This is a genomic window from Pseudomonas sp. X10 (assembly GCF_054889225.1).
Genome location: NZ_CM142677.1, coordinates 3,586,013 through 3,612,251 on the forward strand (window position 1 = coordinate 3,586,013; position 26,239 = coordinate 3,612,251).

The 26,239-nt window shown below is 63.3% G+C and carries 24 protein-coding genes; 10 read left to right on the forward strand and 14 right to left on the reverse strand.

Features of this window, described 5'->3' with window-relative positions:
- Window positions 1-32: 32 nt before the first annotated feature.
- Together ACYU03_RS16405 and ACYU03_RS16410 are read left to right on the forward strand one after the other, a co-directional pair.
- Complete coding sequence (locus tag ACYU03_RS16405; protein ID WP_461885703.1) at window positions 33-1,385, forward strand: spinster family MFS transporter; 1,353 nt, start codon at window positions 33-35, stop codon at window positions 1,383-1,385.
- Window positions 1,386-1,926: 541 nt separating this feature from the next.
- The gene (locus ACYU03_RS16410; protein WP_461885704.1) at window positions 1,927-2,805 is read left to right on the forward strand and encodes a universal stress protein; all 879 of its coding nucleotides are present in this window, start codon (window positions 1,927-1,929) and stop codon (window positions 2,803-2,805) included.
- A 48-nt stretch (window positions 2,806-2,853) separates the two neighbouring features.
- Here ACYU03_RS16410 and ACYU03_RS16415 read toward each other — a convergent pair whose 3' ends face one another.
- Window positions 2,854-3,774 carry a LysR family transcriptional regulator gene (locus ACYU03_RS16415; protein ID WP_461885705.1) on the reverse strand — a complete coding sequence of 307 codons (921 nt, stop codon included), beginning with the start codon at window positions 3,772-3,774 and terminating at the stop codon, window positions 2,854-2,856.
- 109 nt (window positions 3,775-3,883) lie between these two features.
- Between ACYU03_RS16415 and ACYU03_RS16420 the strand changes: the two genes are divergently transcribed.
- Window positions 3,884-4,732, forward strand: coding sequence for an oxidoreductase (locus ACYU03_RS16420; protein WP_461885706.1), 849 nt, complete (start codon window positions 3,884-3,886; stop codon window positions 4,730-4,732).
- Window positions 4,733-4,809: 77 nt separating this feature from the next.
- Here the strand turns inward: ACYU03_RS16420 and ACYU03_RS16425 are convergent, their stop codons facing one another.
- The 3 genes from ACYU03_RS16425 to ACYU03_RS16435 all read right to left on the reverse strand — a co-directional run bounded on the left by ACYU03_RS16425 (window position 4,810) and on the right by ACYU03_RS16435 (window position 6,414).
- Entirely contained in the window at window positions 4,810-5,424 is a 615-nt protein-coding gene (locus ACYU03_RS16425; protein ID WP_461885707.1) for an FMN-dependent NADH-azoreductase, read from the reverse strand.
- A 67-nt stretch (window positions 5,425-5,491) separates the two neighbouring features.
- Window positions 5,492-5,923, reverse strand: a complete 432-nt coding sequence (locus tag ACYU03_RS16430) for a carboxymuconolactone decarboxylase family protein (protein ID WP_461885708.1) — start codon at window positions 5,921-5,923, stop codon at window positions 5,492-5,494.
- A gap of 59 nt (window positions 5,924-5,982) precedes the next feature.
- Window positions 5,983-6,414, reverse strand: a complete 432-nt coding sequence (locus ACYU03_RS16435) for a GNAT family N-acetyltransferase (RefSeq protein WP_461885709.1) — start codon at window positions 6,412-6,414, stop codon at window positions 5,983-5,985.
- A 91-nt stretch (window positions 6,415-6,505) separates the two neighbouring features.
- On the opposite strand from ACYU03_RS16435, the gene pdxR reads away from it, so the two are divergent.
- Window positions 6,506-7,936 (forward strand): MocR-like pyridoxine biosynthesis transcription factor PdxR, encoded by a 1,431-nt coding sequence (pdxR, locus tag ACYU03_RS16440; RefSeq protein WP_461885710.1) that lies wholly within the window; start codon window positions 6,506-6,508, stop codon window positions 7,934-7,936.
- A gap of 162 nt (window positions 7,937-8,098) precedes the next feature.
- The gene (locus tag ACYU03_RS16445; RefSeq protein ID WP_461885711.1) at window positions 8,099-10,021 is read left to right on the forward strand and encodes a tyrosine-protein phosphatase; all 1,923 of its coding nucleotides are present in this window, start codon (window positions 8,099-8,101) and stop codon (window positions 10,019-10,021) included.
- Window positions 10,022-10,096: 75 nt separating this feature from the next.
- Here the strand turns inward: ACYU03_RS16445 and ACYU03_RS16450 are convergent, their stop codons facing one another.
- Entirely contained in the window at window positions 10,097-11,083 is a 987-nt protein-coding gene (locus tag ACYU03_RS16450) for a helix-turn-helix transcriptional regulator (protein WP_461885712.1), read from the reverse strand.
- 280 nt (window positions 11,084-11,363) lie between these two features.
- Here ACYU03_RS16450 and ACYU03_RS16455 point away from each other — a divergent pair, with 280 nt between their 5' ends.
- Window positions 11,364-11,834, forward strand: coding sequence for a GNAT family N-acetyltransferase (locus tag ACYU03_RS16455; RefSeq protein ID WP_461891485.1), 471 nt, complete (start codon window positions 11,364-11,366; stop codon window positions 11,832-11,834).
- Between the two features lie 82 nt (window positions 11,835-11,916).
- On the opposite strand, the gene ACYU03_RS16460 is transcribed toward ACYU03_RS16455, so the two are convergent.
- From ACYU03_RS16460 to ACYU03_RS16480, 5 genes are all read right to left on the reverse strand, one after another.
- Window positions 11,917-12,549, reverse strand: a complete 633-nt coding sequence (locus ACYU03_RS16460) for a response regulator (RefSeq protein ID WP_461885713.1) — start codon at window positions 12,547-12,549, stop codon at window positions 11,917-11,919.
- 33 nt (window positions 12,550-12,582) lie between these two features.
- Window positions 12,583-13,926, reverse strand: a complete 1,344-nt coding sequence (locus tag ACYU03_RS16465; protein WP_461885714.1) for a cache domain-containing protein — start codon at window positions 13,924-13,926, stop codon at window positions 12,583-12,585.
- A 102-nt stretch (window positions 13,927-14,028) separates the two neighbouring features.
- Window positions 14,029-14,232 carry a YbdD/YjiX family protein gene (locus ACYU03_RS16470; protein ID WP_461885715.1) on the reverse strand — a complete coding sequence of 68 codons (204 nt, stop codon included), beginning with the start codon at window positions 14,230-14,232 and terminating at the stop codon, window positions 14,029-14,031.
- Between the two features lie 12 nt (window positions 14,233-14,244).
- Window positions 14,245-16,302 (reverse strand): carbon starvation CstA family protein, encoded by a 2,058-nt coding sequence (locus ACYU03_RS16475; RefSeq protein ID WP_461885716.1) that lies wholly within the window; start codon window positions 16,300-16,302, stop codon window positions 14,245-14,247.
- A gap of 224 nt (window positions 16,303-16,526) precedes the next feature.
- Window positions 16,527-17,432 carry a LysR substrate-binding domain-containing protein gene (locus tag ACYU03_RS16480; RefSeq protein WP_461885717.1) on the reverse strand — a complete coding sequence of 302 codons (906 nt, stop codon included), beginning with the start codon at window positions 17,430-17,432 and terminating at the stop codon, window positions 16,527-16,529.
- Window positions 17,433-17,535: 103 nt separating this feature from the next.
- On the opposite strand from ACYU03_RS16480, the gene ACYU03_RS16485 reads away from it, so the two are divergent.
- The gene (locus tag ACYU03_RS16485) at window positions 17,536-18,519 is read left to right on the forward strand and encodes a DMT family transporter (RefSeq protein ID WP_461885718.1); all 984 of its coding nucleotides are present in this window, start codon (window positions 17,536-17,538) and stop codon (window positions 18,517-18,519) included.
- Window positions 18,516-19,670 carry a gamma-butyrobetaine dioxygenase gene (locus ACYU03_RS16490; RefSeq protein WP_461885719.1) on the forward strand — a complete coding sequence of 385 codons (1,155 nt, stop codon included), beginning with the start codon at window positions 18,516-18,518 and terminating at the stop codon, window positions 19,668-19,670. The genes ACYU03_RS16485 and ACYU03_RS16490 overlap by 4 nt, the downstream gene beginning before the upstream one ends.
- A gap of 154 nt (window positions 19,671-19,824) precedes the next feature.
- Here ACYU03_RS16490 and ACYU03_RS16495 read toward each other — a convergent pair whose 3' ends face one another.
- Complete coding sequence (locus ACYU03_RS16495) at window positions 19,825-20,484, reverse strand: carbohydrate porin (RefSeq protein ID WP_461891486.1); 660 nt, start codon at window positions 20,482-20,484, stop codon at window positions 19,825-19,827.
- On the opposite strand from ACYU03_RS16495, the gene ACYU03_RS16500 reads away from it, so the two are divergent.
- Together ACYU03_RS16500 and ACYU03_RS16505 are read left to right on the forward strand one after the other, a co-directional pair.
- Window positions 20,476-20,868, forward strand: a complete 393-nt coding sequence (locus ACYU03_RS16500) for a DoxX family protein (RefSeq protein ID WP_320539014.1) — start codon at window positions 20,476-20,478, stop codon at window positions 20,866-20,868. The two genes, ACYU03_RS16495 and ACYU03_RS16500, sit on opposite strands and share 9 nt — an antisense overlap.
- A gap of 108 nt (window positions 20,869-20,976) precedes the next feature.
- On the forward strand, window positions 20,977-21,837 hold the full coding sequence (locus tag ACYU03_RS16505; RefSeq protein ID WP_461885720.1) for an SDR family NAD(P)-dependent oxidoreductase: 861 nt from the start codon (window positions 20,977-20,979) through the stop codon (window positions 21,835-21,837).
- On the opposite strand, the gene ACYU03_RS16510 is transcribed toward ACYU03_RS16505, so the two are convergent.
- The 3 genes from ACYU03_RS16510 to ACYU03_RS16520 form a co-directional block, all read right to left on the reverse strand.
- Window positions 21,838-22,911: an FUSC family protein gene (locus tag ACYU03_RS16510; RefSeq protein ID WP_461885721.1), complete on the reverse strand. Its 1,074-nt coding sequence runs from the start codon at window positions 22,909-22,911 to the stop codon at window positions 21,838-21,840.
- A gap of 64 nt (window positions 22,912-22,975) precedes the next feature.
- Entirely contained in the window at window positions 22,976-23,692 is a 717-nt protein-coding gene (locus ACYU03_RS16515; RefSeq protein WP_320539010.1) for a YoaK family protein, read from the reverse strand.
- Between the two features lie 20 nt (window positions 23,693-23,712).
- Window positions 23,713-26,016 (reverse strand): membrane-bound PQQ-dependent dehydrogenase, glucose/quinate/shikimate family, encoded by a 2,304-nt coding sequence (locus tag ACYU03_RS16520; protein ID WP_461891487.1) that lies wholly within the window; start codon window positions 26,014-26,016, stop codon window positions 23,713-23,715.
- Window positions 26,017-26,239 lie beyond the last annotated feature (223 nt).

The window sequence follows — 26,239 nt, forward strand, 5'->3', positions numbered from 1 at the left end:
AGCCCCGAACAATAATAAAGAGGGACTGAACGATGCAGAGCTCCACTCAAGCGGCGAATGCTTGGCGAATCCTGTTTCTGCTGTTTCTGGCCAACCTGTTCAACTTCTTTGACCGCACCATTCCCGCCATCATCATCGAACCGATCCGCCTGGAATGGCACCTGAGTGACTTTCAGATCGGCCTGATCGGTACAGCGTTCACGCTGGTCTATGCGATTGCCGGGCTACCGCTGGCGCGCCTGGCCGACAACGGTTCACGCAGAAAACTAATGGGCTGGGGCCTGATGGCCTGGAGCGGGCTGACCGCGGTCAACGGCATGGTCGGCAGTTTCTGGAGCTTTCTGCTGGTGCGCATGGGGGTGGGCATCGGTGAGGCCAGTTATGCACCTGCCGCCAACTCTCTGATCGGCGATTTATTTCCGGCCGAGCGGCGGGCGCGGGCCATGGGTATTTTCATGCTTGGCTTGCCGTTGGGCCTATTGCTCGCCTTCTTCAGCATTGGTGCCATGGTTCAGGCATTCGATAGCTGGCGAGCCCCATTCTTCATCGCCGCAGTGCCGGGGCTGCTGCTGGCACTGTTTATCTTCATGATCCGCGAACCTGCGCGCGGTGCGGCAGAGTCAGTGGCCATCTCCCAGGCCCCGGTGGACCGACCACTGCGCAGAGTGCTGAGCGTGCCGACCTTTTACTGGCTGGTGCTGGCCGGCCTGACCTTCAACTTCGCCACTTACGCCTGCAACTCGTTCATGGTGCCGATGCTGCAGCGGTATTTTCTGCTCTCGCTGCAGCAGGCAGCGGTGGCCACCGGGGTGATCGTCGGCCTGACAGGGCTGGTGGGCCTGACCCTCGGCGGCTGGGTTGCAGACAAAGTGCACCAGCGCTTTGCCAATGGCCGCCTGCTGTTCGCAGCCCTGAGCATGTTGCTTGCGACCCTGGCCACCGCCTGGGCTCTGCATGCAGGGCGGATAGAAATCGGTGTATTCGTCGCCGTGTTCGGTATTGGCTGGCTGTTTTCCTACAACTTCTATACCTGCGTCTACACCGCGATTCAGGATGTCGTGCAGCCGCGCTTGCGGGCTACGGCCATGGCATTGTTCTTTGCCGGGCTGTATCTACTCGGGGGTGGGTTGGGGCCGGTCGTGGTGGGCATGTTATCGGACCATTTCGCCGTAGCGGCCATGCAGGCTGCGGGAGAGGCGCAGATGAGCGAAGCATTCAAGGCTGAAGGCTTGCACGACGCGATGTATCTGATACCCATGGCGCTGATGCTGACGCTGGTGTTCCTGCTGTTGGCGTCGCGCTGTTTCAGCCGGGATGCGCAGAGGATGCGCGAGGGGATGGTGGCAGACAGTGAGGTGGTGGCAGGCAAGATTGCAGAGGCCTGAACCTGAGCGCCATTGGGAGCAGATCGCTAAAAGCGGGTCTCGCCGCGACACTGTTTTGGCTGTATCGCTGGCGAAGTCATGTGCGAGAAAATCTCTCTGAAAAAAAGCTTGAAGACAGTGCTCCCACTGGGCCCCTGAACACCTCTGTTCTTGTGGTTGACGTAGAACCTGTGGGAGTTGGCGAAGCCTGCGATTGGGCCGCACGGCGGCCCCATTGATTTAACTGACGCCTGACCATTGGTCCGCGATGCCTACGGTGCGCTTGCGCGGTCCCCGGCAGATTGCCGCATTTCTCGATAGCTTACCTGCGACACCTACCCCTGCCTTGAATAGATGGAGGACAAGATGCGCCTCCCCAATATGAAAATTCCTCCTGAATTTCCGGTTTCTCACTGGGCTTGCGCTTAATAGCCCTTGGCAACCGCCCGTCGCTCCCCCGCACCATTTCCACCCACCCTTGATGCAAATCAACTCCCCTCCCCCGGATCTCCCGACGATGAGCCATAGTTAACCTGGCCTAGCCCTACAATCGGAGCCCACCATGAGCCAACTTACCCGCATCCTGGCCGCCACCGACCTTTCCGTCCCTGCCCGCCACGCCGCGGAGCGGGCCGCACTGTTAACCAGGCAACTGTCGGCTTCCCTGGACCTGATCTACGTGGCAAACCTCGCCCCTCTGGAGCGCCTCAAGCAAATGGTGGCGCCCGAGCAAGACCTGCGCCAGCAGGTGCTCGCCACCGCCCAGGCAAAGCTTCAGGAACTGGCCGATACCCTCCTGCAACACCAGGGCGTGGTTGCCAACACCCGTGCAGTGACCGGTTCGGTGCTCACGGAGCTGAGCAAGGAGATCCTGGACAAGGCCACGACGCTCCTGGTCTGCGGGGCCAAAGGTGAAAGCGTGATGCGTCACCTGCTCTTGGGCTCGACGGCGCAGCGGCTGCTCAGTCGCATGGTCTGCCCGGTGCTGGTGGTCAAGGAGGCGCCGCGCCGGGAGTACCGTACCTTGCTGGTCCCGGTCGACTTCTCCGCGTCGTCGCTGCGTTCGATCTGGACGGCCCTGGCCATCGCCCCGCAAGCCGAGATCGTGCTCCTGCATGTGTATGAGGCGCCATTCGAAGGCAGCATGCGCTTTGCCAATGTCGATACTGACACCCTCAACCACTACCGGAACATCATCAAGAAAGACGCAGTGGAACAACTCACCACCCTGCGCAAGGAAGCCGGGCTGCCGCCCGAGACGCGGTTGGTGGTGGTGCATGGCGATGCCTCCTGGCGCATTGTCGAGCAGGAGCAGGAGCTGGACTGCGACCTGATCGTGATGGGCAGGCATGGCGAGAGCGCGCTGGAGGAGCTTCTGGTAGGCAGCGTCACCAAGCATGTGCTGAACGAGTCCAAGTGCGATGTGCTGGTGTCGCTATAAGCCCTCCGGCATCCCGTCTGGCATTGCCTGGTGGCCAAGGACAGGCCCTCAGGCACTCCCTTCAGTTGAAGCGTTCGGGGCGTCTTCGTGTTTGAGGAAGTCGATGAAGGCGCGAAGCTTTTTTGGCATGTTGGTGCGGTTGAAGTAGTACAGGTACAGGGTGCCGGGAGGTGACCAGTCTTCCAGGACGGCCACCAGGGAGCCGTCCTGCAGATAGGACTCGATGGGGCCGCGGGCCAGATAGGCGAAGCCAAGGCCATCCAGTACGGCCCCGATCATCAGGTCGGTATCGTTGGTTGCCAGCCTGCCCTGCACGGCAATCCTGAGCCGTTTATCCCCTTTTTCGAAGTCCCATTTGGGCGATGCGCCTGACTCTGCGCTGCGGTAGTTGATGCATTCATGGTCGACCAGGTCATGGGGGGCAAGCGGTACGGTACGGGTGGTCAGGTATTCGCGAGAGGCAACGACGACGAACTTCATATCGGTGATGAGCGGCACCACCACCATGTCTTCGGACAGCACGTCGTCGTAACGGATACCGGCGTCAAAACCCTGGCTGACGATATCGATCAGGCTGTTGTCCACGGCCACTTCCAGCTTCAACCGCGGGTGCTTCAACAGAAAGCGCCGGAGCATCGGCTGGATGACCAGCCTCGCGGCCGTCGAGGGAACGTTCAAGCGCAACGTACCGGCGACCTCGTCAGCGTCGGCCGAAACACTGCTCAGTGCGCCCTGGAGCTCTTCCAACAGCGGCGCGACTTTCTCGATCAGGCGCTTCCCCGCCTCCGTCACACTGACACTGCGCGTCGTCCGGTCCAGCAGGCGCAGCCCCATTTTCTTTTCAAGCGCCCGCACTGTGTGGCTGACCGTGGAAACGGACAAGCCCGTGGCGTCCGCGACCTGGGTGAAGCTGCGCGCCTGGGCCACCTGCATGAACAGGCGCAATTGCTGGATATCGGGATCGTTCATTATGCGGTTTTACCAAAAAGGGCTTTCGGATTATCCATCTTTTTAGGATCAACATGGGAGCGCATGCTTTGCCTGGCAACATCTCTACCACTCGCTGAAGGTAATTATCGTGAACGCAACGACAGCAAAACCCGTCTGGTTCATCACAGGTTGTTCGACCGGCTTCGGCCGCCAATTGGCCTTGCACACGCTGAGCCTTGGCTACCCTACCGTGGTGACGGCACGCAACCGGCAACAGGTTGAGGATATCGCGAGTCAGTACGCCGACCATGCGCTGGTGCTGCCGCTCGATGTGACCGACCCGGCTCAGGTCGAGGCGGCCGTGAGCGCCGCTGAAGCGCGCTTCGGACGCATCGATGTGCTGGTGAACAACGCCGGTATCGGCTACTTCGGCTCGTTTGAAGAAAGCGACCTGGCTGAAGCACGCAAGATGTTCGAAATCAACGTCTGGGGTCTGAGCGCCATGACCCGGGCGGTATTGCCGGGTATGCGCGCGCGGCGCAGCGGCCAGATCGTCAATATTTCCTCGGTCGGGGGCATCGCCGCCTTCCCTGCCTTGAGCTTCTACAACGCGTCCAAGTTCGCGGTCGAGGCGATTTCCGAGTCCTTGTCCCAGGAAGTCGCCCCGCTGGGCATCAAGGTCTTGGTGGTCGAACCGGGGCCGTTCCGCACCGACTGGGCCGGTCGTTCTGCCAACGAAGCGCCGCACAGTATTGCCGACTACCATGGAACCGCCGGCAGCCGGATCTCGACCATGCGCGGCTACAGCGGCAGCCAGCCAGGGGACCCGGCACGTGCAGCCATTGCCATCGTCAACACGGTAGAAGCCGAACAGCCCCCGCTGCGCCTACTGCTGGGCAAGGCCGCCCTCGCGGGTGCGCGCAACAAGGTCCAGGCCTTGAGCAAGGATTTCGAGGGCTGGGCGCAGGTGACGGAGAGTGCTGACTTTCCCGAGTGATGGGGGAGCCCATTAGCTTGCCCCCACCCAAGCGATACCGGGGCAGAAGGACGCTCGTTCCTCTCTGCCCCTGTCAATCACTGCGGCACGGCGGCCAGGTCAATGGACCCCAACAACGCATCCCGTGCTGCCGAGAGCCGCTCGTGATCAAGAAACGCCGTTGCTTGCAGTGGCAGGAAGTGCAGCGAGTTCAACCCCACGCAGCCAAGCGCGGCCGTCATGTAGGAGGTGAGAAAGTCCGGCTGGTTGGCGCGCTCGCCCATGAAGACGCCCCCTGAGGCGATGCCGATGAATACCGGTCGGTCTCGCAGCAGGCCTGTTTTTCCCGTCGGCGTGGGCGCAAAGGTACGCCCGATCCGCAGGATCTGGTCGATCCACGCCTTGAGCACCGAAGGGACGGTGAAGTTGTTCATCGGCGTGCCAATGACCAGAACGTCAGCCGCCTCAACTTCCTGGATCAGTTGTTCCGATAACTGTACCGCCCCATTCGCCAGCCCGGCCGCCAGAGCACTAGGGGACGACAGCGCGGTCGCGTAGGCGGACTCGGTGTGCGGTATGGGTTCCCGGCCCAGGTCACGGCGTGTGACGCTCGCACCGGGGCCACTCTCAAGCAGCCGCGCGACAATCGCAGCTGAAAGCTGGCGGCTCTGCGACTCCGCCCTTGGGCTGCAATCGATATGCAGAATATTCATACAACGTGCTCCATGACTCGTTCATACGCCAGCAACGCTGCTGGCTTGCGTCGCTACGCGCCGTTCCTCATTGCCGCATTCCAACCGCCAAGCGGTTGAACGCACTCATCAAGGCGATGGCAAAACACAGGTCGGCGATTTCAACATCGCTGAAATGTGCCTTGAGGGGCTCGAAATCCTCGTCAGGCGCGTGGGTTTGATCCACATGCGTGAGCGCTTCCGTCCAGGCCAGTGCCGCGCATTCACGCTCATTGAAATGCTCACCCACCCGCCAACCGGCCAGGCTGTCCAGTTTGGCATCCGACATGCCACCGGCACGCAGCGCTTTGGCGTGCATTTCCAGGCAAAAAGCGCAGCCGTTGATCTGTGACATGCGCAGCCAGACCAGCTCGATCAATGGCTTGCCAAGGCTGCTCTTTTCCAGGGCTTTCTTGGTGGCCGCCAACCCTTGGTAGGCTTCGGGAGAGAGGGTCCAGTAGGGTAAACGAAGGGTACTCATGGCAGTTCTCCTGCATGGAAGGAAGAATGAAAACGCGGCCACGTTCATGGCCCACGGGGCTACAGCGGCTGGCAGAAATGCATTCCCTTGGCCAACAGGCCTTGGCGAAAGTAGAAGCGTTGGCCCAGGGCATTGCCCAAGGCGGTGTCGAGAACGAAGTGCGCGCAGCCTTGCCGTCGTGCCTCTTCGCGCAATGCATCGATCAACTGACCGCCCAAGCCATGGCGACGGGCGTCGGAGGCAGCCACCAGGTCGTCGACATAGAGGAAGCGCCCGTACAGCAGGTTCTCCTGAACGCGGTAGCCCGCCAAACCCTTGACCTGCCCGTCCTGCCAGGCGGCCAACAGACGATAGCCCTGCTCAGACTGACGACGCGCTTGTACGGCGAAGCTGGCGGGCTCGGTCAGATGGGGACGTAGTTCACGCATGACGCTGAAGCAGGCCTGGTAGTCCTGATCGCTGTCGATAAGGCTCAATCGAAAGGTGCTCATGGGCATTTCCTTGTAGTAGAGCGGGTAAGTTAGGCGCATCATGTCCCAGAGCACAGGGGCAAGAATTGAGAAAATCAATGGGACATTATTGATGAACCTGCAACATCTCAGGCCGAGCCGAGCGCTAGATGCACCGATCTACCTGCAGCTGTACCGACGCTACCGGGAGGCGATCGCTGCCGGCAAGCTGCGTCCGGGCGACCGGGTGCCGTCGGTGCGCAGCCTCGCCAGCGAGCTGGGCCTGGCACGCGGCACAGTTGAAATGGCCTACCAGATGCTGGTCAGCGAAGGCTATTTCGTGGCACGTGGCGCGGCGGGCACAGTGGTGTCACCACGGCTGGGGAGCCTGACTGGAGCTCGCAGCGCCAAGGTGTCCGAGCCCCCGGCCCAGCCATCGCCGCATCCGCTGGCCGAACCTGGGGAGGCCCTGCCGTTCCAACTCGGCCTGCCGGCATTGGATGCCTTCCCGCGCAAGGCCTGGGCGCGCTTGGCCGGGCGTAACCTGCGCACGTTGGAGACGGTGGCGATGACCTATCCCGACCCGGCGGGATACGAGCCTCTGCGGCGCGCCATTGCCACCTACCTGGGCATTTCGCGTGGCATCGCCTGTTCGCACGAACAGGTATTCGTGACGACGGGTTATCGAGGGGCTCTGGACCTAGCGTGCCGAACGCTGCTGCAAGCTGGAGACTTGGGCTGGCACGAAGACCCTGGTTACATCCTTGCCCGGCAATTTCTGGAACGCGCAGGCATGCGCCTGGAGCCGGTGCCTGTCGATGAGGAAGGCCTGGACGTGCGTTTCGGCCAGCGACGTGCCGCCAATGCACGTTTCGTCGTGGTGACACCGACGCACCAAAGTCCGACGGGCGTGGCCCTGTCGCTGCCACGGCGGCTGGAACTATTGGACTGGGCGCAGCGCCGCGCATGGATTATCGAGGACGACTACGACAGCGAGTTCCGCTACCACGGCCGGCCCTTGCCCGCGTTGAAAAGCCTGGACCGTAATGGACGGGTGCTCTACACCGGCACCTTCAGCAAGGTGCTGTTCCCCGGCTTGCGCCTCGCTTACCTGGTTGTGCCCGCGCCTGAAGTCGGCAAGTTCAGGGATGTGCTGAACCACCTTCCCGGCCCTGGCTCCCTCTTGCCTCAAGCCATGGTCGCCGACTTCATCGAACAGGGGCACTTTGCCCGGCACCTGCGCAAAATGCGCACCCTGTATGCGACCCGGCGCGGCTATCTGGTCGATGCGCTGACGCAGACCCTGGGAGAGCGCCTGCACGTCCAGCCGCAGGCGGGCGGCATCCATGTATTGGCTCACTTGAACACCTCTCAGAGCGACAAGGTCCTGGCCGAGGCAGCCCGGGCCAGGGGGCTAGCCGTTCACGCGCTGAGCGACTGGCGCTTGGGCGCTTCAACGCACGGTGGTTTGCTGATGGGCTTCGCCAACTTTGCGACGGCTGAAGACGCGCTGGCGTCGGCTCGGCGCCTGGAAGCGGCGTTGTGGCCAAACATCCGGGTGTGACCAAGGCGTGGCTGGGTGCCTATGCGCGGCTGATGGAACGGACAGAAAACGCAACTTGCGGCCGATTCACGCAGGCATTTCCTTTCTGCCGCAAGCTGTAACATTGCGTTTCACTCACTTGCCGATAGTAGCCCTTCACCGCATCCCACATGAGGCTACACCGTGCTCCATCGCGTCCTGTCGTCCCTGTCCGTCCTTACCTTGTCCATCACCGCCGCCCACGCTGCCGAACCTTCCGTGCTCGATACCCCGCGCCTGGCCGGCATGGACAACTTCCGCGATATCGCCGGCATCACCAATGCTTATACAACCGCCCACGATGGCACGATGCGCGCCGGGGTGTTCTACCGCGCCAACGCCCTAACCCCGACCACGACGGACCTGGCCACCTTGAATGGCCTGGACATCCGCGCCGTGTACGACCTGCGCACCCCCAGCGAGATCGCCGCCACGCCCGACACCCTGCCCACCGGCGCCAGCTACAGCAACATCGACATCATCGGCAGCACCAGCTCCGGCTCGGACATCACCAACATCTCCTTCAGCAGCGCCGCCCAGGCCGTGGCCATGATGCAAGAGACCAATCGTGCCTTCGTCAGCGACGCCGGGATGCGCGGCCAGTTTGCCGTGCTGTTCAACGAACTGGCCAGCGCCGATGGCGCGGCGTTGTTCCACTGCACCGCCGGCAAGGACCGCACCGGCTGGACCGCCGCAGTGCTGCAGAGCATCGCCGGGGTGGACGAGGCCAGCATCATGAGCAACTACCTGGCCACCAACGACTACACCGCCGCCCGGATGGCAGCGACCTTGGCCGCGATGCCAGCGGACATGGCAGAGATCTACCAACCGCTGCTGGGCGTCGATGCCAGCTACTTGCAGGCCGGCCTGGACCAGGTCACCGCGCAGTACGGCAGCATGGACAACTACCTCAAGCAGGGCCTGGGCCTGTCTCAGGAAACGATCTATGTGCTGCGCGGCAAGATGGTCCGCTACAACAGCCTGCCCGGCCAAAGCGATCTCGTAGGCAATGCTGCCGCCGGGGCGGCGCTATTGCAGCAGTTGCAGGACAGCCCGCTGTCGGGCAGCTACAGCGCCTACAACTACTACCTGCAGGCCGCCATCGACGCCGGCAGCTTGGGCGGCGTCGACTCCACCGTCGGCGGCCAGGTGCACGCCGATGCTGCCAGCCACCTGCTGCGCCAAGGCGCGCTGATCGACCGGGCTGCCGCGCCTTTCGCCGCTGGTACCGATCTGAAGGTCGGCCAAGCCCGCCTGTGGAGCACCGCCCTGGCCGGCTACCTGGGCACCGACGGATCGTCCCACGCCGCCAGCAGTAATGAGCATAGCCAGGGACTGATGGTCGGCCTGAGCCAACGGTTCTCCGAACAACTCAGCGCTCACGCCGGCTTCGGCTACAGCCGCGGCAACGTCGGCGGAGCCGGTGGCGAAGCGGACACTGACCTGACCTTCGTCAGTGCCGGCATGCGCTTCGCCCCACAGGGGTTGGAGCATGGCCTATTCGTCAGCGCCGACGCCAGCGCCGGCTGGCTCGACTACGACAGCAAGCGAGACCTCGGCGGCGGCCTGGGCACGGCCAAGGGCGACAGCCACGGCACCCTGACTGGGGCCAGCCTGGCACTGGGTTATCGCCTGCCCAGCGCAGGCATGATCCTGGAGCCGAGCCTCGGTGTACGGATCAGCCATCTGGACCTGTCGGGTTTCACCGAGAAAGGCAGCGAGTTGGCCCTCGATGTGGATAGCATCCAGGCCACCCGCCGTAGCGCCGTGGCCAACCTCAAGGCCTCCTTCGCCCCCGTCGCCTTGGCGGGTGGCTGGCAACTGGTGCCGGGTGTGGAGGTGGGCTATGAACGTGCGTTCGGTGATCACCGGGTCGACAGCCAGGGGCACTTACTGGGCCTGGATATCGAGCAGCGCGCAGCGTTCGACAACCGCGACCAGTTCAGCGGCGCCGTCAACCTGATGGCCAGTCTCGGCGCTTTGAGCCTGGGCGCCGACGTTGCGGCCATTGGTGGCAGCAGCAGCCATGGCGTCAGCGGCAGCCTGAAGGCCAGCTATGCGTTCTGACAGCTAGGCAGTGCTCCAGGGTCGCTACGCGGCCCCGGAGCAACAAGCCTCGCGACGACGTGCACAAGGGTGCGATTAGAACGACGACACCCGCAGCCCCCTCTTCACCTCGGCCGGGCTCACCCCATAAGCCTGCTGGAAATACTGCGAGAATCGGCCGGCGTTGCTGAACCCATAACGCAGCGCCACCTCGCTCACCGAGGCCATGTCACCACGGACCAAGGCCTCATGAGCCCGTTCCAGACGCACCTGGCGCTGGTAACCAACGATCGACGTCCCCAGGAACCGGCGAAAACCCTCCTGCAAAGCACGCAGGCTGACATTGACCAGGCACGCCAACTCGCTACCGCTGACCAGATGCTGCGGATGCTCACGGATATACTCGGCGGCCAGCTTCACATGGCGCGGCGCGATCAACGGCGTTGGCCGCCGCAGCGCCTCGCTGTGGTTGTGCGGCCAGGCTTCCAGCACCGCGTCGACCAGCATCTCCTGCAAGCGCGCCGGCATCAACGCACCGGCATTGATCAAGTGATCGAACTCGTTGCCCGTGGCCAGCTCCAGCAACGCGCGAATGCCCTGGAAAGCCGGAAGGTCCAAGTCCACCACCGGTGCGAAACGGATCGGCGCCAACACCGGCCTGCCCAACAGCGTCGACAAGCGCTCGGCAAACAGGGCTCGCCGAATCGACATGCCGCATTGGGCGTGGTCTTCGACGAAGCGCACCGAACGGATCTCGGCCTTGTCCACCGCCAAACCGACCCGGGCGAAACCGACCGACTCGGTGCGATGATCGAAGATGATCTTGCCAGCGGTAGGCAGGACGAAGGTGATCTCGTCCTGGAGCTCAGGAAAGCGGATGGAGAAATCGCCACGGTAGCGCATGCGGCGAAAACTGACGCCCTCGTGCCGGCCATAGACGCCACCGATGACGATCCCCGTCGGTAGCGGCGGCGTATCCGCATAGAGGTTGCCGAACAAGCGGGCGAACAGCGCGCCGAAGTCGTCGCTGCGCATATCGTCAGAGCGGAGGATGATCTGCTTGCGGGTCGTGCTGGAGTACACCTTCACCTCGTCAGGTCGGAGCTGGACGCAAATACGTCAGCACACTAATAGCCAGGGATGACAGGGGTGTGACTGGGCTGGAGTTTCAGGCTGACGTCGACCAGGCGACTGGTAACCGACTGTTCAGCGGCGAACAGTCACTGCTGCGTAGTCAAGTCCGTCTGCCACAGGCTTCTGCGAGCTCGCCATTCAGGATAGAGTGCAGCGCCTGTGCTCAGGGATCAAAGAACGACTTGGAGGCGTAACGGTGACAACCCCATTGACCACTTACTACCTAGAGATGACTTGCGCGAGTGAGCTCAAGGCCAAACCTGCGCGCGAGGACTTGCGGATCGTCGAGTGCGAGGTTGCGCAGCCGCAACTGAACCGGTTTCTCTATCAACTGGTGGGCGCCGCCTGGGGTTGGAACGACCTGAACGCCTGGAGCGATGCCCAGTGGCAGGCGCTGGTCGAACAAGAAAGCCACCGCACCTGGGTCGCCTATCATCGCGGCGCGATTGCCGGGTACTTCGAGCTGTACCGGCCCAACGGCGTGGATGCGCAGATTCACTACTTCGGCCTTGCGCCACAGTTCCTGGACATGGGGTTTGGTGGGGTGCTGCTCAGCCAGGCCATTCGCAGCGCCTGGGAATGGCCTGGGACTCAGCGGGTGTGGGTGCATACCTGCACGCAGGACCACCCAGCGGCGCTGTCGAACTACCAGGCGCGGGGGATGCGGGTGTACAAGGAAGAACAGACAAGCGTGGATTGATCACACGACGGGGATGATATCCGAGCCATTTGCCCTTCAGTTGGCGTCCAGTAAACGCTGAGCAAGTGCCGCAGTCTTCCCGTCAGATCGAAACCAGCCCCTGCTCGATCGCATACTTCACCAACGCCGCCGCCGTATCGATATTCAGCTTGCGCCGTATGCTCAACCGGTACGTCTCCACCGTCCGCACACTGATCCCAAGCTCGCGCGCCATCTCCTTGTTGTTCGCCCCTTTGGCGATCATCGACAACACCTGCACTTCCCGCGGTGTCAGGTCATTCTCGTCACGGTTGTTGCTGACCAGCTTCCTGGTGATCTCAGGGCTGTAGAAGCTGCCACCGGCCGCGATAGCTTCGATGGCGGCGATCAGCTCGGTGGAGGGGGCGTTTTTCAGCACGTAGCCCAAGGCACCGGCGTTGATGGAGGTGCGCACGTACTCCTGATTGTCGTACATGCTCAGCATCAGGATCTTGATGCCAGGGTACAGGCTGCACAACTTGCGAGTCAGTTCCAGCCCGTTCATGCCCTGCAGGCCTACATCGACGAGGAGGATGTCCAGCTCGGTGGACGCCACCAGCTCAAGGGCCTGGGCGCCAGACTCGGCCTGGCCGACCACCTGGAAATGCGGCACCGCGCTGAGCAGGGATTTGACGCCGTCACGCACCAGGACATGGTCGTCGACCAGGGCGATTCTGATTGGAGTGATAAGGTTCATAGCAGTCTCGGACACTCCAGGAGATAAGCCCGATCACACACTGCGGATCGGTATTTGGACCTGCAATTCCGTGCGGCCGGCTGATGACGCGATGCTGAAGGTACCCAGGTGATGGTCGACCCGCTCGCGGATGTTGCGCAAGCCGATGCCATGGCTCTCATCCGCGGCACCGGGGTCGAAGCCGACGCCGTTGTCCTGCACCCGCAGCACGATAACGCCCTTGTGGGCGGAAAGCGAAATTATAGCGGCGCCCGCCTTGGCATGGCGCTCGATGTTGGCCAGGGCCTCCTGGATGATGCGAAACAGCGTGAGCGAAAGGTCGGCGCTCACCGCCGTGTCGTCCAACCCGCATTCGTATTGGGTGCGGATCGCGGTGCGCTGTTCGAACTCGCGCACATGCTGGTCGATGGCGGGCGACAGACCCAGTGTATCGAGCAGCGACGGGCGCAGATCGTGGGAAATACGTCGGATTTCACCGATCGCGGCGCCCAGCCGAGTCGTGCCCTTGCGCAGATTGTCCAGGCCTTCTGCCCGACCGTTGGCCACCTCCATGGCCGCCAGCTCGAACTGGAACTTGATCGACACCAGCAACTGACTGATACCGTCGTGCAATTCACGGGACACGCGCGAGCGCTCCTCCTCCTGAAGGTTGACGATACGTTGGTTGAGCGCCGAGAGCTTGCGGTCGGCCAAGCGATGCTCGCTGACGTTGAGCATCAGGCCGCCAGCGAAGATCACCAGTACGGCCAACAAGGAGAACGAGGCAATCGCCAGCACCGTGGTCAGCACGCCTGAGGCGACCTCCTGACGCGACTTGAGCGTGGCGACCTCCACGTCGTCGATGTAGATACCAGTGCCTAACATCCAACCCCAGCGTTCGAGCATCACCACATAGGCGAGTTTGCCGGTGACCTGGCCGGTAGAGGGCTTTTGCCAGTCGTACAGTTGGTAGCCGTCGCCCTGCGCGGCGCTGTTGAGCAGCGCCTGGATCACCGGCAGGCCGTTCTTGTCGGTCATGCCGATGAGGTCCTTACCGACCAGTTCAGCTTGCCGAGGGTGCATCAGGTTCTTGCCGTGACGGTCATAGACGAAGAAATACCCATCCACGCCGAAGCTGGCGTGGGAGAGGATCTGCAATGCACGCTGGCGAGTCTTGTCGTCCGTTCCGCTTTCGTACAGCGGTGCGATCAGGCTCATCGCCAGTTCGAGGTAGTTTTTCAGTTCTGCCTTCTTGGCGGCCATGATGCTGCTCTGCACCAGCCGCGCCTGGTCTTCCTCGAGCTTGCGGCTCTGGGCGAACACCAAGACGCAGATGAACAGCACCGACACCAACAGCGGTAGGACGCTGAGGGTGACGATTTTGTGTTTGAGTTGCATGGTCGGTCCCGTTGCAGTGTGGCAATCGGTTTTGCCTGATGCCCTACCCCAAAAGCAAGAGCGCCACGACAGGCGTGGCGCTCTTTATCATCTTTTCAAGCGTCAGCAGCAACGCACAGGGCGGCCGCTGCCTCCGCCGTAGCGCGCATCCTGGCGCTCACGGAAGAACGCCTCGTAGCTCATTACCGGCTTGTCCGGGTGCTTGGTCTGCATGTGCTCGACGTAGTAGTCGTAGTCAGGCATACCGACCAGCATCCGAGCGGCCTGGCCCAGGTATTTACCCATCTTGCTCAAGTCGTTGAACATCGATGCGAACCCTCAGGCCTCAGGAACGGGCTGAAACGGCGACTCCTTGTCGGTGCGTTCAGGCTTGACCCAAGCACGGCGTCCGACCTGGAGGGCGAAGTACAGGATGCTCAGCACCACGAACAGGAAGAGCACTGTCAGCGTCGCGTTGGTATAGGCGTTGAAGATCACATGCTGCATCTGGGCGATGTCCTTGGCCGGGGCCAGGACCTGGCCAGCGTCCAGGGCCTCGCTGTACTTGTTGGCCAGAGCCAGGAAGCCCACCGCCGGGTTCGGATCGAACAGCTTGATCAGGCCTGCGGCAGTGGTGCAGATCAGCAGCCATACCGCCGGCAACAGGGTGACCCAGACATAGCGCTGACGCTTCATCTTGATCAGCACCACGGTGCCGAGCATCAGGGCAATACCCGCCAGCATCTGGTTGGAGATACCGAACAGCGGCCAGAGGGTGTTGATACCGCCCAACGGATCGATCACGCCCTGGTACAGCAGGTAACCCCAGAGGGCCACGCAGCCGGCGGTGGCGAGCAGGTTGGCACCCCACGACTCGGTACGCTTAAGGGCTGGCACGAAGCTGCCCAGCAGGTCCTGCAGCATGAAACGCCCGGCACGGGTGCCGGCATCCACGGCGGTGAGGATGAACAGCGCCTCGAACAGGATCGCGAAGTGGTACCAGAAGGCCATGGTGTTTTCACCCGGCAACACCTGGTGAAGGATCTGCGCGATACCGACCGCCAGGGTCGGCGCCCCGCCGGCGCGGGCCAGCACGGTATGCTCGCCGATGTCGCGGGCGACCGCCTCCAGTTGCTCTGGGGTGATCAGGAAGCCCCAGCTACTGACGGTCTGCGCCACCGACACCACGTCGGAGCCGACGACCGCGGCCGGGCTGTTCATGGCGAAGTACACGCCTGGCTCGATCACCGACGCGGCAACCATGGCCATGATGGCGACGAACGACTCCATCAGCATGCCGCCATAGCCGATGTAGCGGGCGTTGACTTCGTTGTCCAGCAGCTTGGGCGTGGTCCCCGAAGAGATCAGCGCATGGAAGCCGGACACTGCGCCGCAGGCGATGGTGATGAACAGGAACGGGAACAGGGTGCCCTTCCAAACGGGGCCGGTGCCGTCGGTGAACTGGGTCAGCGCCGGCATTTTCAGCTCGGGCGCGATGATCAGGATACCGATGGCCAGGCCGACGATGGTGCCGATCTTCAGGAAGGTCGAGAGGTAGTCACGCGGCGCCAGCACCAGCCATACCGGCAGCACGGCGGCGACGAAACCGTAGCCCACCAGCATCCAGGTGATCTGCACGCCGGTGAAGGTGAACGCCTGGCCCCAGACCGGATCGGCTGCCACCTGGCCCCCCAGCCAGATCGACAGCAGCAGCAGGACCACGCCGATCAGCGAGATCTCGCCGATGCGCCCGGGGCGGATGTAGCGCATGTAGATGCCCATGAACATCGCGATCGGAATGGTCGCGATCACGGTGAACATGCCCCACGGACTCTCGGCCAGGGCCTTGACCACGATCAGCGCCAGCACCGCCAGGATGATGATCATGATCAGGAAGCAGCCGAACAAGGCGATAGTGCCCGGAATCCGGCCCATTTCCTCGCGCACCATGTCGCCCAGGGAGCGGCCGTTGCGCCGGGTGGACAGGAACAGGACCATGAAGTCCTGCACCGCACCAGCCAGCACCACGCCGGCGATCAGCCAGAGCGTGCCCGGCAGGTAGCCCATCTGCGCGGCGAGCACGGGACCGACCAGCGGGCCAGCGCCGGCGATGGCGGCGAAGTGGTGACCGAAGAGGATGTGCTTGTTGGTCGGCACGTAGTCCAGACCATCGTTGTTGAGCACCGCCGGCGTGGCTCGACGGGGGTCGAGTTGCATCACCTTGGTGGCGATGAACAGGCTGTAGTAACGGTAGGCAACGAGGTAGATCGCGACCGCAGCGGTTACGATCCAAAGGGCATTGATGGCTTCGCCCCTGCGCAAGGCCAGGGTGCCCAGCGCGAATGCGCCAAGCAGAGCAACGGCGAACCAGGCAATTCGGGTAGCCAGATTGGACATCGGGTTTTCTCCTGCCGCGGGCGGGTGAGCTGCGGCGGTTTTTGTTGTTGTGTGTGCCCGGGTAGGGCGTTGCACACTCTCGGCCTCCTGGGCCTGGGAGAAAATTCGCATTAATACGCGGGATGACTACGTAGTACTACGTAGAGCGGCATTGGTCTGCAGGTGGACTGGGGCAGATCACTGAAAAACATCAGGGTCTAACGCTCAGGATCATGACCTCCCGATCAGGCGAGCTCATCCCTGAGCCAAGCCGCGAGCAGTTGGCTTTCCCTGCGCTTGACCTGACCGTGGCGCATGCAGACCGAAATTGCATCGTCCAGAACGATGGATTGGGCGAACGGCGCCACCAACTCCCCACGCGACAGCAATGGCTCCGCCGTGCGCCGCCAGCCCATGGCCAGACCATGCCCGGCCACGGCCGCCTGCAACATCAACGAGTAGCTGTCGAAGGTCAGGGTCTTTCCCCCTTGCGGCAGTTGCAGGCCGTGAGCCGCCAGCCATGTGTCCCACTCCAGTTCGTAGTGCGGGACCGTCTGATGGTGCAGCAGGGTGTATTGCGCCAATCGATCGAGCGCCAGCATGCCCCCCGCCTGCTTCGCCCTGTAGCTCGGGGCGCATACCGGGAACACTTCGTCAGACGCACTAAACAACAACTGATGAGCGCCTCGGTCGCGATTGCCGCTTTGCATGGCGATATCGAAATACCCGTCAAACTCCGCTAACGGCCGCGTAAGCGTGGTGACCTTGAGTTCGATTTGCGGATGCCGCTGGTGAAAGTTCGACAAGCGCGGCATCAGCCAATGGAAGGCCTCGCACATCTGGCACAACAGGACCACCTGGTTGACGCCGGCAACGCCGCGCAGCCTGTCGGCCTCGCTGGCGAGCTCGGTCAACGCATTACTGAGGGTAAAGGCCAGGCTGCGCCCCGACTCGGTCAGGTGAACTCCTCGGTTGCGCCTTTCGAACAAGGTGACGCCCAGGTCCAGCTCCAAGGCTCTGATCTGCCTGCTTACCGCGGCCTGGGTGATATGAAGCTCCTGCGCGGCGCGCGAAACGCTACCGAGCCTGGCGGTCGCCTCGAAGGGCAGCAGGGATGCCAGTGGCGGGAGTGACTTGCCGAGCCTATTCATAACTTCTGGTAAACCATTTTGGCTGAAAGATCATTTGTAGCACAGCCGGCGCAAAAGCAGCATTGAGAGCATCGCAACGCCGCGACCTGATCCAGGAGGAGCCATGGCTGCAGCACCGTCACAAAGCCGCCGGGGCGTTACCTTCGCCGTCCTCGCCACCTTCTTCTGGGCGAGCAATTTCATTGCCCCGTACGTCACCGGTGAGTACGGCATCCTCGATCTGTTACTGGTCAGGTATCTGTTCACCGGGTCGTTGGGCGTGCTGGGCTTGCTGGCGTGCCGCAAGCAACTGCGCGGATTGACGCCAAGTCAGTGCCTGACCGGGCTGGCCCTGGGCGTGATTGGCTATCTGGCCTACAGCGGGAGCATCGCCGGCAGCGTGATCTTCGGCGGGCCGACACTGATCGCGGCCTTCATCGGCAGTGTCCCCGTCCTGCAAGCACTGCTTGGCAATGCGCGTAACCCACGGGTGCGCTGGAGGCAGTTGGGGCTACCGATCGGACTGCTCGCCGTCGGCCTGAGCCTGATCAACCTGGACGTGTTCTACAGCCACGCGACGCCACGCAACGGCGGCTTAGGGGTGGCCTTCGCATTCACGGCGATCCTGTCGTGGCTGTCGTTCAGCCTCATTAACCAGAAGGCGATCGAGCACCTGGACGTACGGGCCACAACGGCATGGACGTGCCTGATGATGGCCGGCGCAGGTTTCGGCGCCCTGCTCATCGCCCCCCTCGTCGCAGCCATGGACCTGCTCCGCTGGCCTCAAGAGGCCTGGTTCGACACCGGCGCGCTGCACCTGTACGGCTGGGCGCTGCTGATCGGCGTGGCCTCATCGCTGATCGGTGCCGGCGCCTGGAACATCGCGACCCGCCACCTGCCCATGGTGCTGTCCGGGCAGTTGATCGCACTGGAGTCAGTCTTCGCGACATTGATGGGCCTGGCCTTCGTCGGCCGGGCACCCAGCCTGTTCGAAGTCATGGGCCTGGTACTGGTGGTCGCCGGTACCGTCCGTGCCATCCGCCTCATCCTGGCCCCTGCCCTATCCGGCACGGCGCTCACCCACCGCAGAGGAGTGTCAACGAAATGAACGCGATCGCAGACTACCGCAACTTCCCGGTCATCAGCCCCCTAGACAGCGTCGAGCGGGTTCCGGGCGGCATAACAGTGACGTGGGCGGATGGCCGAGTCAGCCCCTTCCACAGCCTTTGGCTGCGGGACAATTGCCCTTGTACCGAATGCGTCTACACGGTCACGCGGGAGCAGGTTTTCCAGGTGGCGGATGTACCGGAGGATATGCAGGCGCAAGCGGCGTCCATCAGCGATGACGGGCGCCTGACCGTGCGTTGGGACGACGGCCATGTGAGCGCCTTCGACCCGGGCTGGCTGCGCGCCCATGCCTATGACGCGCAGAGCCTGGCCGAGTACGAGGCCGGCAGGCCGCGCAAGCAGCGTTGGGAGGCTGGGCTGTCGCTGCCGGTGTTCAATTACGCGTCCGTGATGCATGACGATCAGGCGCTGCTACAGTGGCTGCTTGCCGTCCGTGATCTCGGGCTGACCCAGTTGCAGGGCGTGCCCTGCGAGCCTGGCACCCTCACCTCCTTGGCCAGGCGCATTTCGTTCATCCGCGAGAGCAACTTCGGCGTGCTGTTCGATGTGCGCTCCAAGGCCGATGCCGATAGCAACGCCTATACCGCATTCAACTTGCCGCTGCACACCGACCTGCCGACCCGTGAGCTGCAGCCGGGGCTGCAATTCCTGCATTGCCTGGTCAATGACGCGACCGGAGGCGACAGCACCTTCGTCGACGGCTTCGCCATCGCCGAGGCTCTGCGCGTCGAAGCACCGCCAGCCTACCGACTGCTGTGCGAAATCCCTGTGGAATTTCGCAACAAGGATCGCCATAGCGACTATCGATGCACCGCGCCAGTGATCGCCCTGGATTGCAACGGCGAAGTCCAGGAGATCCGCCTGGCGAACTTCCTGCGCGCACCGTTCCGTATGCCGGCTGACGTGATGCCTGGTTATTACCTCGCGTATCGGCGCTTCATACAAATGACCCGCGAGCCGCGTTTCCGCTTCACACGGCGGCTGGAGGCGGGCCAGCTATGGTGCTTCGATAACCGCCGGGTGCTGCATGCACGGGATGCGTTCGACCCGGCCAGCGGGACGCGGCATTTCCAGGGGTGTTATGTGGATCGGGATGAGTTGCTGTCGAGGATTCTGGTGTTGCAGCGATAACTGATCGATTCAGAAAAACCTGTCGCTCGCGCCCTGGACCTGTTGTTCGCGTAGCGACAGGACGCCATCCAATGAACGAATGGCGCCTAGCGCTCTTTCCTGCCGGCTCAGGCGTGTTGGCTAGTGTGGCTTAGGGTTGGTCCAGACGCGCCCATCAGAAGCTGCTCTGCACTTTCAAACCAAGCACCCAGGCATCATCGACCTCACTGACCCCGCCCGGGTTGCGCACGTATTGCACATTCGGGCGGATCACCAGCCAGCGCGTGGCGTGGATGCCGTAGTACAGCTCGGCGTCGTATTCATTGCCCTGCAGGGGCTGGTACGCCGGGTTGTCATAGTCGCTCTGCAGATTGGCGGCGTTCAGCGCACGCTGGTTGTCGCGGTAGCGCGAGTTGGTGTGGACCCGCGCGATACCAAAGCCGATATCGTCCTGCGGCCGTGCATCGAACAAGCCCTTATAGGTCAACCCGGCCTGGATGAAGTGTCCGACCTGACTGGTTTCCCGGTCCTGCACGGTCAGGTTGGCGAACAGCGACAAGCCCCGGTTCGGATCTCCGGCATGGGCGGTAACCTGCTGCTGCGCGACCAGCCAGTAACCATACTTGCTGTCTCGGCTGCGCAGGGGGCTGTTCATGTCGCCCGGGACTTCCCGGCTGTGCACGTCATCGGCGTCTGCAGTGCTGTAGTAGGCGCCGACCCGGTACTCGCCCGGCAGCTGGTTGACGGTGGGTTTCCACACCAGCTCCACCGGCATGATCAGGCCCTTGCCGCCGCTGAATCTTGTTGTGCATTTAGGAGATTCCCGATGAACGATGAAGCCGTACTGATCGCCCGCCTCTTTCTTGGTATTCCATTCATCCTATGGGGTGTGATGAAGCTGCGTGGTGGCGAGGCCAAACTCGAACCCATGCTGACGGGGCTGGGCATGCCAGACGCCAAGCTCCTGGCGTATCTGGTTGGTCTTTGCGAATTGATTGGCGGTGTGGGGGTCACCATCGGCTATCCGGTGCGAACGATGGGCGTCCTGCTCGGCCTGTGGTGCCTGGTCGCCGGTTATGCCGCCCATAGAAAAGACATCAGCCTGCTGCTGACGCATGTGGCGATGGCCGGCGGCTTCTTCCTGTTGGCGGCTGTCGGTGCAGGCTCAATTTCATTGTTTGGCGGTGCGCCAACGGGACTGTTCGCCTATCTCCCGTAGCACTCCTTCAAGACACGACGAGGTTTGCAGTCCTCCACCTCGGCGTTGACGAAACCCATAGGGTCTTGCTGGCTGGCAATGGCCTACTTTTCGAAAAGGAGAAAACCCATGTCATCGAAACGCCTTGAAGGAAAGGTTGCCATCGTCACGGGTGCCGCGCGCGGCATCGGGCGCGCCACCGCAATCGCTTTTGCACGCGAGGGGGCAAGCGTCGTCGGGATCGATATCGCGGGAGCAGTCAGCAAGACCCTGGAGGTGGTTCCCGCCACGATCGAAGAACTCGACGAAACCGGAAGACTCGTGACCGCGGCAGGCGGGAAATGGGGCTCCCGCCAGCTCGATCAGCGCGATATCGCCGCCTTGCGCGAGGCCGCCGCATGGACGGAAAAAACCTTCGGGAAGATCGACATCCTCTTTGCCAACGCCGGCATCCAGGCGTTCAAGTCGCTTCTCGACATGGAGGATGCGGATTGGCACGATCAGATCGACGTCAATCTCAATGGCACCTGCAATGCCATCCGCGCGATTGCACCCCATCTGGTCAAGAACGGCGGCGGCCGCATCATCGTCACGTCTTCGACGCAGGGACAGCATGGCACCAAGTTCGGTGCGGCCTACTCGGCCTCCAAGTGGGGCATCATCGGGCTGATGAAATCGGCTGCCCTGGAACTCGGGCAATACGGCATCACCGTCAACGCCGTCATCCCCGGCCTGATCGACACACCGCTCACGCGACACCGGCAGCGGTACGCGCAAGCGGTGGATGATTTGAACAATGCCGAGCCGCTGGAAAAACTGGAAGCCGAGGCGAAACAAAAGCTCACGGCCAAGTCGCCCTTGGGTGTTCCCTGGCTTCCGCCGGAGTCCATTGCGCCGGCGGTCGTCTTTCTTGCGAGCGACGACGCCTACATGGTCTCGGGCGCTACCTACGACGTGACGGGGGGCGACAGCGCCAACAGCACGGCGTGATCACGCATCGCGCGATTCCAGCAGCGCCCGCAGTGCCTGTTCCAACTGCTGGGCGTTGTCCTGGACCGCAACCCATTCGGACTGAAGAGTCGCCGCATCAGCGGCGGCGGGCTGCGGCCGGATTCCCATATTGGCTTGCGGATCACCGTCATCGAGCGCCACCACTGCAGCTTGTTTGGCAAGCGCCATGCAGGTGTCGGACAGCCATTGGCAGTACGCCGCCAGTGCCGGCGGTGGCGATGTATGCGTGTGCGAGGTGGCTCGGCCCAGGCTTTCGGCCAGCAGGAGGGCCATGGCATAGGCCCGAACGGCGTGGCGATCATAGCGACGGGTGACGAGCGCCAGTCGGTCGGCATTGAGTCGTCCCCGCAACGACCAGCGTTTGCTCACTTGCGCCTCTGCCACGGCGGCGCGCAATGCAGCCAATGATTCCTGTGCCTGCGACAGATGGCCCAATGCAGCCTCGGCAGCGTCACCGCTTTGTGCCTCGCAGGCCTTGAGCACTCGATCCAAGCCATTGCCGAGCTGACGCAGGAAGTCAGAGGCTGCACGGCCCATGTCCTTGAACGGGCTGGACGTGAAGAGCACCTGGCTGAACAGCAGTCCCACCGAGGCACCCAGCACGACCTCAAGTAAACGGGTGCTCCCGGCCGTGCTTGGTCCCATGGCCAATACCAGCGCCACCGAAACACCGGCCTGGATTGGCACCACCGGCGCTGGTCCAATGACGGCGCCCGTCAAGATGGCAAAGAACATACCGATGCTCATGCGCACTAGCGGGTGCGTATCGGGCAATTGCCACATCAGCTCGCCCATCACGATACCGAGCGCGCAACCGATCACCAGATTGCGGGCTTGTTTGAGGTGACTGGGCAAACCTGGTGCTAGGCATACCACGGCAGTGACGATGGCAAACGTGGGGCGTTGGTGCCCCCATAGCCAAACGGCCAATACCCAGGCAAGCGCACAAGCCAGTGCAGTGGCTACCGCATCGCGCGCAGCCAACCGGGCTCGTGACAGAAATGTGGTTTTGACCTGGCGCCAAGCCAAGCTCAGTCGCATGAACCAACGCAAAAATAACTCCCCTTCAAAACGGCGCTCCCTCGACCCGCCGCGCCCCAAGCGGCCAGTTTATGTGTCATGTCGCGTTCTGGCCAAAACTGATCAGGCGGAGCCTCAATCCGGCGAGCAGGATCAGGATCGCAGCAAGAGGAACACAGGGTGCGAGCGCTCGCCACTGCGTGGTGATAATGGCAGCAACTACAGCTCCGCCGAGATAGGCGGCAAGCGCCACCAATTGCTTCGCCGCCAGCATGGTGATGAACGGGCGGCGGCCTGCGACCACTCGCTCCACGAGGTTGCCGACAATCGCCGTGTAGGTACTTGTGAAAATCACCGTCATGATCCCCGGCGCACCGATCGCACGGCCAATGCCTCCTTGCATTCCCATCGCGACAGCCGACAGGATGATCAGGCCATAGACGGCGGCCGAATCGACGGAGCCGCCAAGGGAAAGCCACAGCCCAGCAAAGATGGCGAGAAAGACGCCTTCGAGGCCAAGCGTCCAGCCGCTACCACGACCGAATTTTGCGAGCGTCAGGGAGGCCGCCGCCACGCCCGCCAGATAGCCAAGGAGAGCCGTGACCGCATGTAGAGCTGCGGTGACATGCCCCTGCCCGATAGCAAGGCCGAGCACGATGGTGTTGCCGCTCATCGCCGAGGTGAACACCCCGCCCAAGGCAAGGAAGGCGATGGCATCCATGCTTCCCGCGCCGAACGAGAGCAAGGCGAGACCTAACGTGGATCGATCGCCTGCGCCTGAGGTTGTCGTGCGTGTGTCCAACTCTGCTCTCATTCAATGCGTCGGGACGGGTTCTACCGTGGCAAAGCAAACGCCACGACGTAATCTCCCTTCTGCGTCGTCGAGGAATTGCCGCCCGCGCTGATGACCACGAACTGGCGGCCGCTGGCCGGCGACACGTAGGTCATCGGTACGGTCTCGGCGCCGACTGGCAGCCGCTCCTTCCAGAGTTCGCGGCCAGTGCGCACGTCCAGGGCGCGGAAGTAGTAGTCCTGTGCAGCCGCCATGAAGATCAGGCCGGAAGAGGTTGTGATCGGCCCGCCCCGCGTCGGCATCCCGATCGGCATGGGCAGCCTCGTGGCGATGCCCAGGGGGCCGGTTTCCTCGGTGGTACCCAGCGGCATCGACCAGGCGACTTGGCGGGTGCTCAGGTCAATGGCGTTGATCGTGCCGTAGGGCGGCTCCTGGCAAGGAACGCCCAGCGGCGACAGAAAGCGCTGCTGCTCGATGCCCCAGGGAGTGCCGCGCTGTGGCGCGCCGCCGGTATGTCCACCGTCCGCGCTGGCCTTGGCGTCGTAAGCGGCGCGGGGAACCAGCCGGTTCAGAACCGCCACGCGGGTGTCGTTGACGATCAGATACCCCAGGTTCTCGGCCACCGATGCCGATCCCCAGGTGGTGCCGCCCATCCAGCCAGGATACTGGATCGTCCACTGCTCGCTCGGCGGGGTGAACTCGCCTTCATAACGCGCCTTGCGGAAGTCGATGCGGCACATCAACTGGTCCAGCGGCGTTAGGCCCCACATGCGCTGCTCGCTCAGCGGCTCGGTGCCGATGGCCGGCATACCGACCGAGTACGGCTGCGTGGCGGCCAGGCGTTCATCCGGGACGCCGCCTTGGGGTACGGGCCGGTCCACCACTTCGGCGATGGGCGTGCCGTCGCGCCGGTCGAGCATGAAAATCTGCCCGCGCTTGGTGGTCTGGATCAGTGCAGGCATGGTGCCGCCTTTGCCGTCCGGCACATCGTAGAGCGCGGGCTGCGAGGGCACGTCGTAGTCCCAGAGGTCGTGGCGCACGGTCTGGAAGCGCCAGCGCTCGCGCCCCGTGGCGATGTCCAGCGCCACGATGGACGATGAATAGCGGTCGTCCGCTTCCGTGCGGTGGCCGCCCCAGAAGTCCGGCGTGGCGTTGCCGGTGGGCAGATAGACGAGGCCGAGGGCTTCGTCGAAGGCCGGCGTGGACCAGACGTTCGGCGTGCCGGGCGTGTAGCTCTGGCCTTCGGGCGGCAGGCCGGTGATGGCCGGATTGCCCAGGTCCCAGGCCCACACCAGCGCGCCGGTGCGCACGTCGAAGGCACGCACAACCCCGGACGGCTCGCCCAGTTCCTGGTTGTCCCAGACGAGGCCGCCGACGATCACGAGGTTGCGCGTCACCGTGGGCGCCGCGGTCGGAAAGTAGAACTCCGGGTTGCCCTTGTCCATGCCGACGCGCAGGCTCACGATGCCGTTGTCGCCGAAGTCCGTGCAGGGCTGGCCGGTGAGCGCGTCCACCGCGACGATACGGGCATCGACGGTCGTCGCGATGATTCGGCGCGTGCAGGCTGCCTTCGGCTGCTCGCCGACAGGCACGGTCGAGGCGGCGCCGGTTGTCGTGGCGTCGTGGTAGCCCACGCCTCGGCAACGGGGGAAGATGCTCTCGCCGGTCTTCGGGTCGAAGGTCCAGCGCTCCTGGCCGGTTTCCGCATCGAGCGCGAACAGGCGGCTCGACTGCGTGCACCCGTACAGCATGCCGTTCACATGCAGGGGCGTCACCACGTGCGTCTGGCTGCCGCTCTTGGGAATCTCGCCCGTCCGGTAGGTCCAGGCGACCTGCAGGCCGGCCACGTTCTCGGGGGTGATCTGGTCCAGTGGGGCATGCCGCGTGCCGGAGGGCGTGCGGCCCCAGTGGCGCCAGTCGCCGCCCGCCGCAGCACCGACCGCGTTGCCCGGCACGGGCGCAGGTGCGCCGTCCGCCGTCTGGACCGGCTGCGGCTGCAAGGCGGTGTAGAGCGTTGCGCCCAAGGCCACGGCGATCAGCCCTGCCAAGACGTAGCCCGGCCGTCGGAATGCCGAAGGTTCACCGCCCCGCAAGGCAGGCATGAGCAAGAGCAATAGGACTGCAATCGCGGCCAGCGCAAAGAGGCGCGAGAACAGCGGCCAGAACGCCCATCCCGAATCCCATACCGCCCAGACGGCCGTGGCGGCAAGGACCGCCAGATAGACCACCGTGCCCAGCGGCCGCCGCAGCATGGCGAGGATGCCTGCGGCAACGAACCCGATGCCGGCCAGCGCGAAGTACCAGGAGCCGCCGAGGGTGATGAGGCGAACCCCGCCCACGAGCATGAACAGCCCGAAGGCCACGATCACCAGGCCGAGCGCGATCAGCGCAATGCCTCTGAGTCCAAGGGCTTTCGCCCTGGCGCGGCTGGGGGAAGTGGAATCTTCGAGCATGCGGCGTGTCTCCTGATTTGTCTTGGCACGGCTCGCATGAGCGCCGCCATCGGGTTGAAAAAGGCAACGGACGAGCGTTCGCCGGTGTGGCAGGAACGCTCGTCCACGCGGGGCG

Bases quoted from the DNA above. Each gene is read 5' to 3' on its own strand.
- ACYU03_RS16475 (WP_461885716.1), bottom strand. From the start codon at position 16,302: ATGTCCAATCTGGCTACCCGAATTGCCTGGTTCGCCGTTGCTCTGCTT.
- ACYU03_RS16470 (WP_461885715.1), bottom strand. From the start codon at position 14,232: ATGTTCAACGACTTGAGCAAGATGGGTAAATACCTGGGCCAGGCCGCT.
- ACYU03_RS16505 (WP_461885720.1), top strand. From the start codon at position 20,977: ATGTCATCGAAACGCCTTGAAGGAAAGGTTGCCATCGTCACGGGTGCC.
- ACYU03_RS16410 (WP_461885704.1), top strand. From the start codon at position 1,927: ATGAGCCAACTTACCCGCATCCTGGCCGCCACCGACCTTTCCGTCCCT.
- ACYU03_RS16515 (WP_320539010.1), bottom strand. From the start codon at position 23,692: ATGAGAGCAGAGTTGGACACACGCACGACAACCTCAGGCGCAGGCGAT.
- ACYU03_RS16430 (WP_461885708.1), bottom strand. From the start codon at position 5,923: ATGAGTACCCTTCGTTTACCCTACTGGACCCTCTCTCCCGAAGCCTAC.
- pdxR (WP_461885710.1), top strand. From the start codon at position 6,506: ATGAACCTGCAACATCTCAGGCCGAGCCGAGCGCTAGATGCACCGATC.
- ACYU03_RS16485 (WP_461885718.1), top strand. From the start codon at position 17,536: ATGGCTGCAGCACCGTCACAAAGCCGCCGGGGCGTTACCTTCGCCGTC.
- ACYU03_RS16425 (WP_461885707.1), bottom strand. From the start codon at position 5,424: ATGAATATTCTGCATATCGATTGCAGCCCAAGGGCGGAGTCGCAGAGC.
- ACYU03_RS16520 (WP_461891487.1), bottom strand. From the start codon at position 26,016: ATGCTCGTGGGCGGGGTTCGCCTCATCACCCTCGGCGGCTCCTGGTAC.
- ACYU03_RS16455 (WP_461891485.1), top strand. From the start codon at position 11,364: ATGACTTGCGCGAGTGAGCTCAAGGCCAAACCTGCGCGCGAGGACTTG.
- ACYU03_RS16415 (WP_461885705.1), bottom strand. From the start codon at position 3,774: ATGAACGATCCCGATATCCAGCAATTGCGCCTGTTCATGCAGGTGGCC.
- ACYU03_RS16435 (WP_461885709.1), bottom strand. From the start codon at position 6,414: ATGAGCACCTTTCGATTGAGCCTTATCGACAGCGATCAGGACTACCAG.
- ACYU03_RS16490 (WP_461885719.1), top strand. From the start codon at position 18,516: ATGAACGCGATCGCAGACTACCGCAACTTCCCGGTCATCAGCCCCCTA.
- ACYU03_RS16500 (WP_320539014.1), top strand. From the start codon at position 20,476: ATGAACGATGAAGCCGTACTGATCGCCCGCCTCTTTCTTGGTATTCCA.
- ACYU03_RS16405 (WP_461885703.1), top strand. From the start codon at position 33: ATGCAGAGCTCCACTCAAGCGGCGAATGCTTGGCGAATCCTGTTTCTG.
- ACYU03_RS16465 (WP_461885714.1), bottom strand. From the start codon at position 13,926: ATGCAACTCAAACACAAAATCGTCACCCTCAGCGTCCTACCGCTGTTG.
- ACYU03_RS16480 (WP_461885717.1), bottom strand. From the start codon at position 17,432: ATGAATAGGCTCGGCAAGTCACTCCCGCCACTGGCATCCCTGCTGCCC.
- ACYU03_RS16460 (WP_461885713.1), bottom strand. From the start codon at position 12,549: ATGAACCTTATCACTCCAATCAGAATCGCCCTGGTCGACGACCATGTC.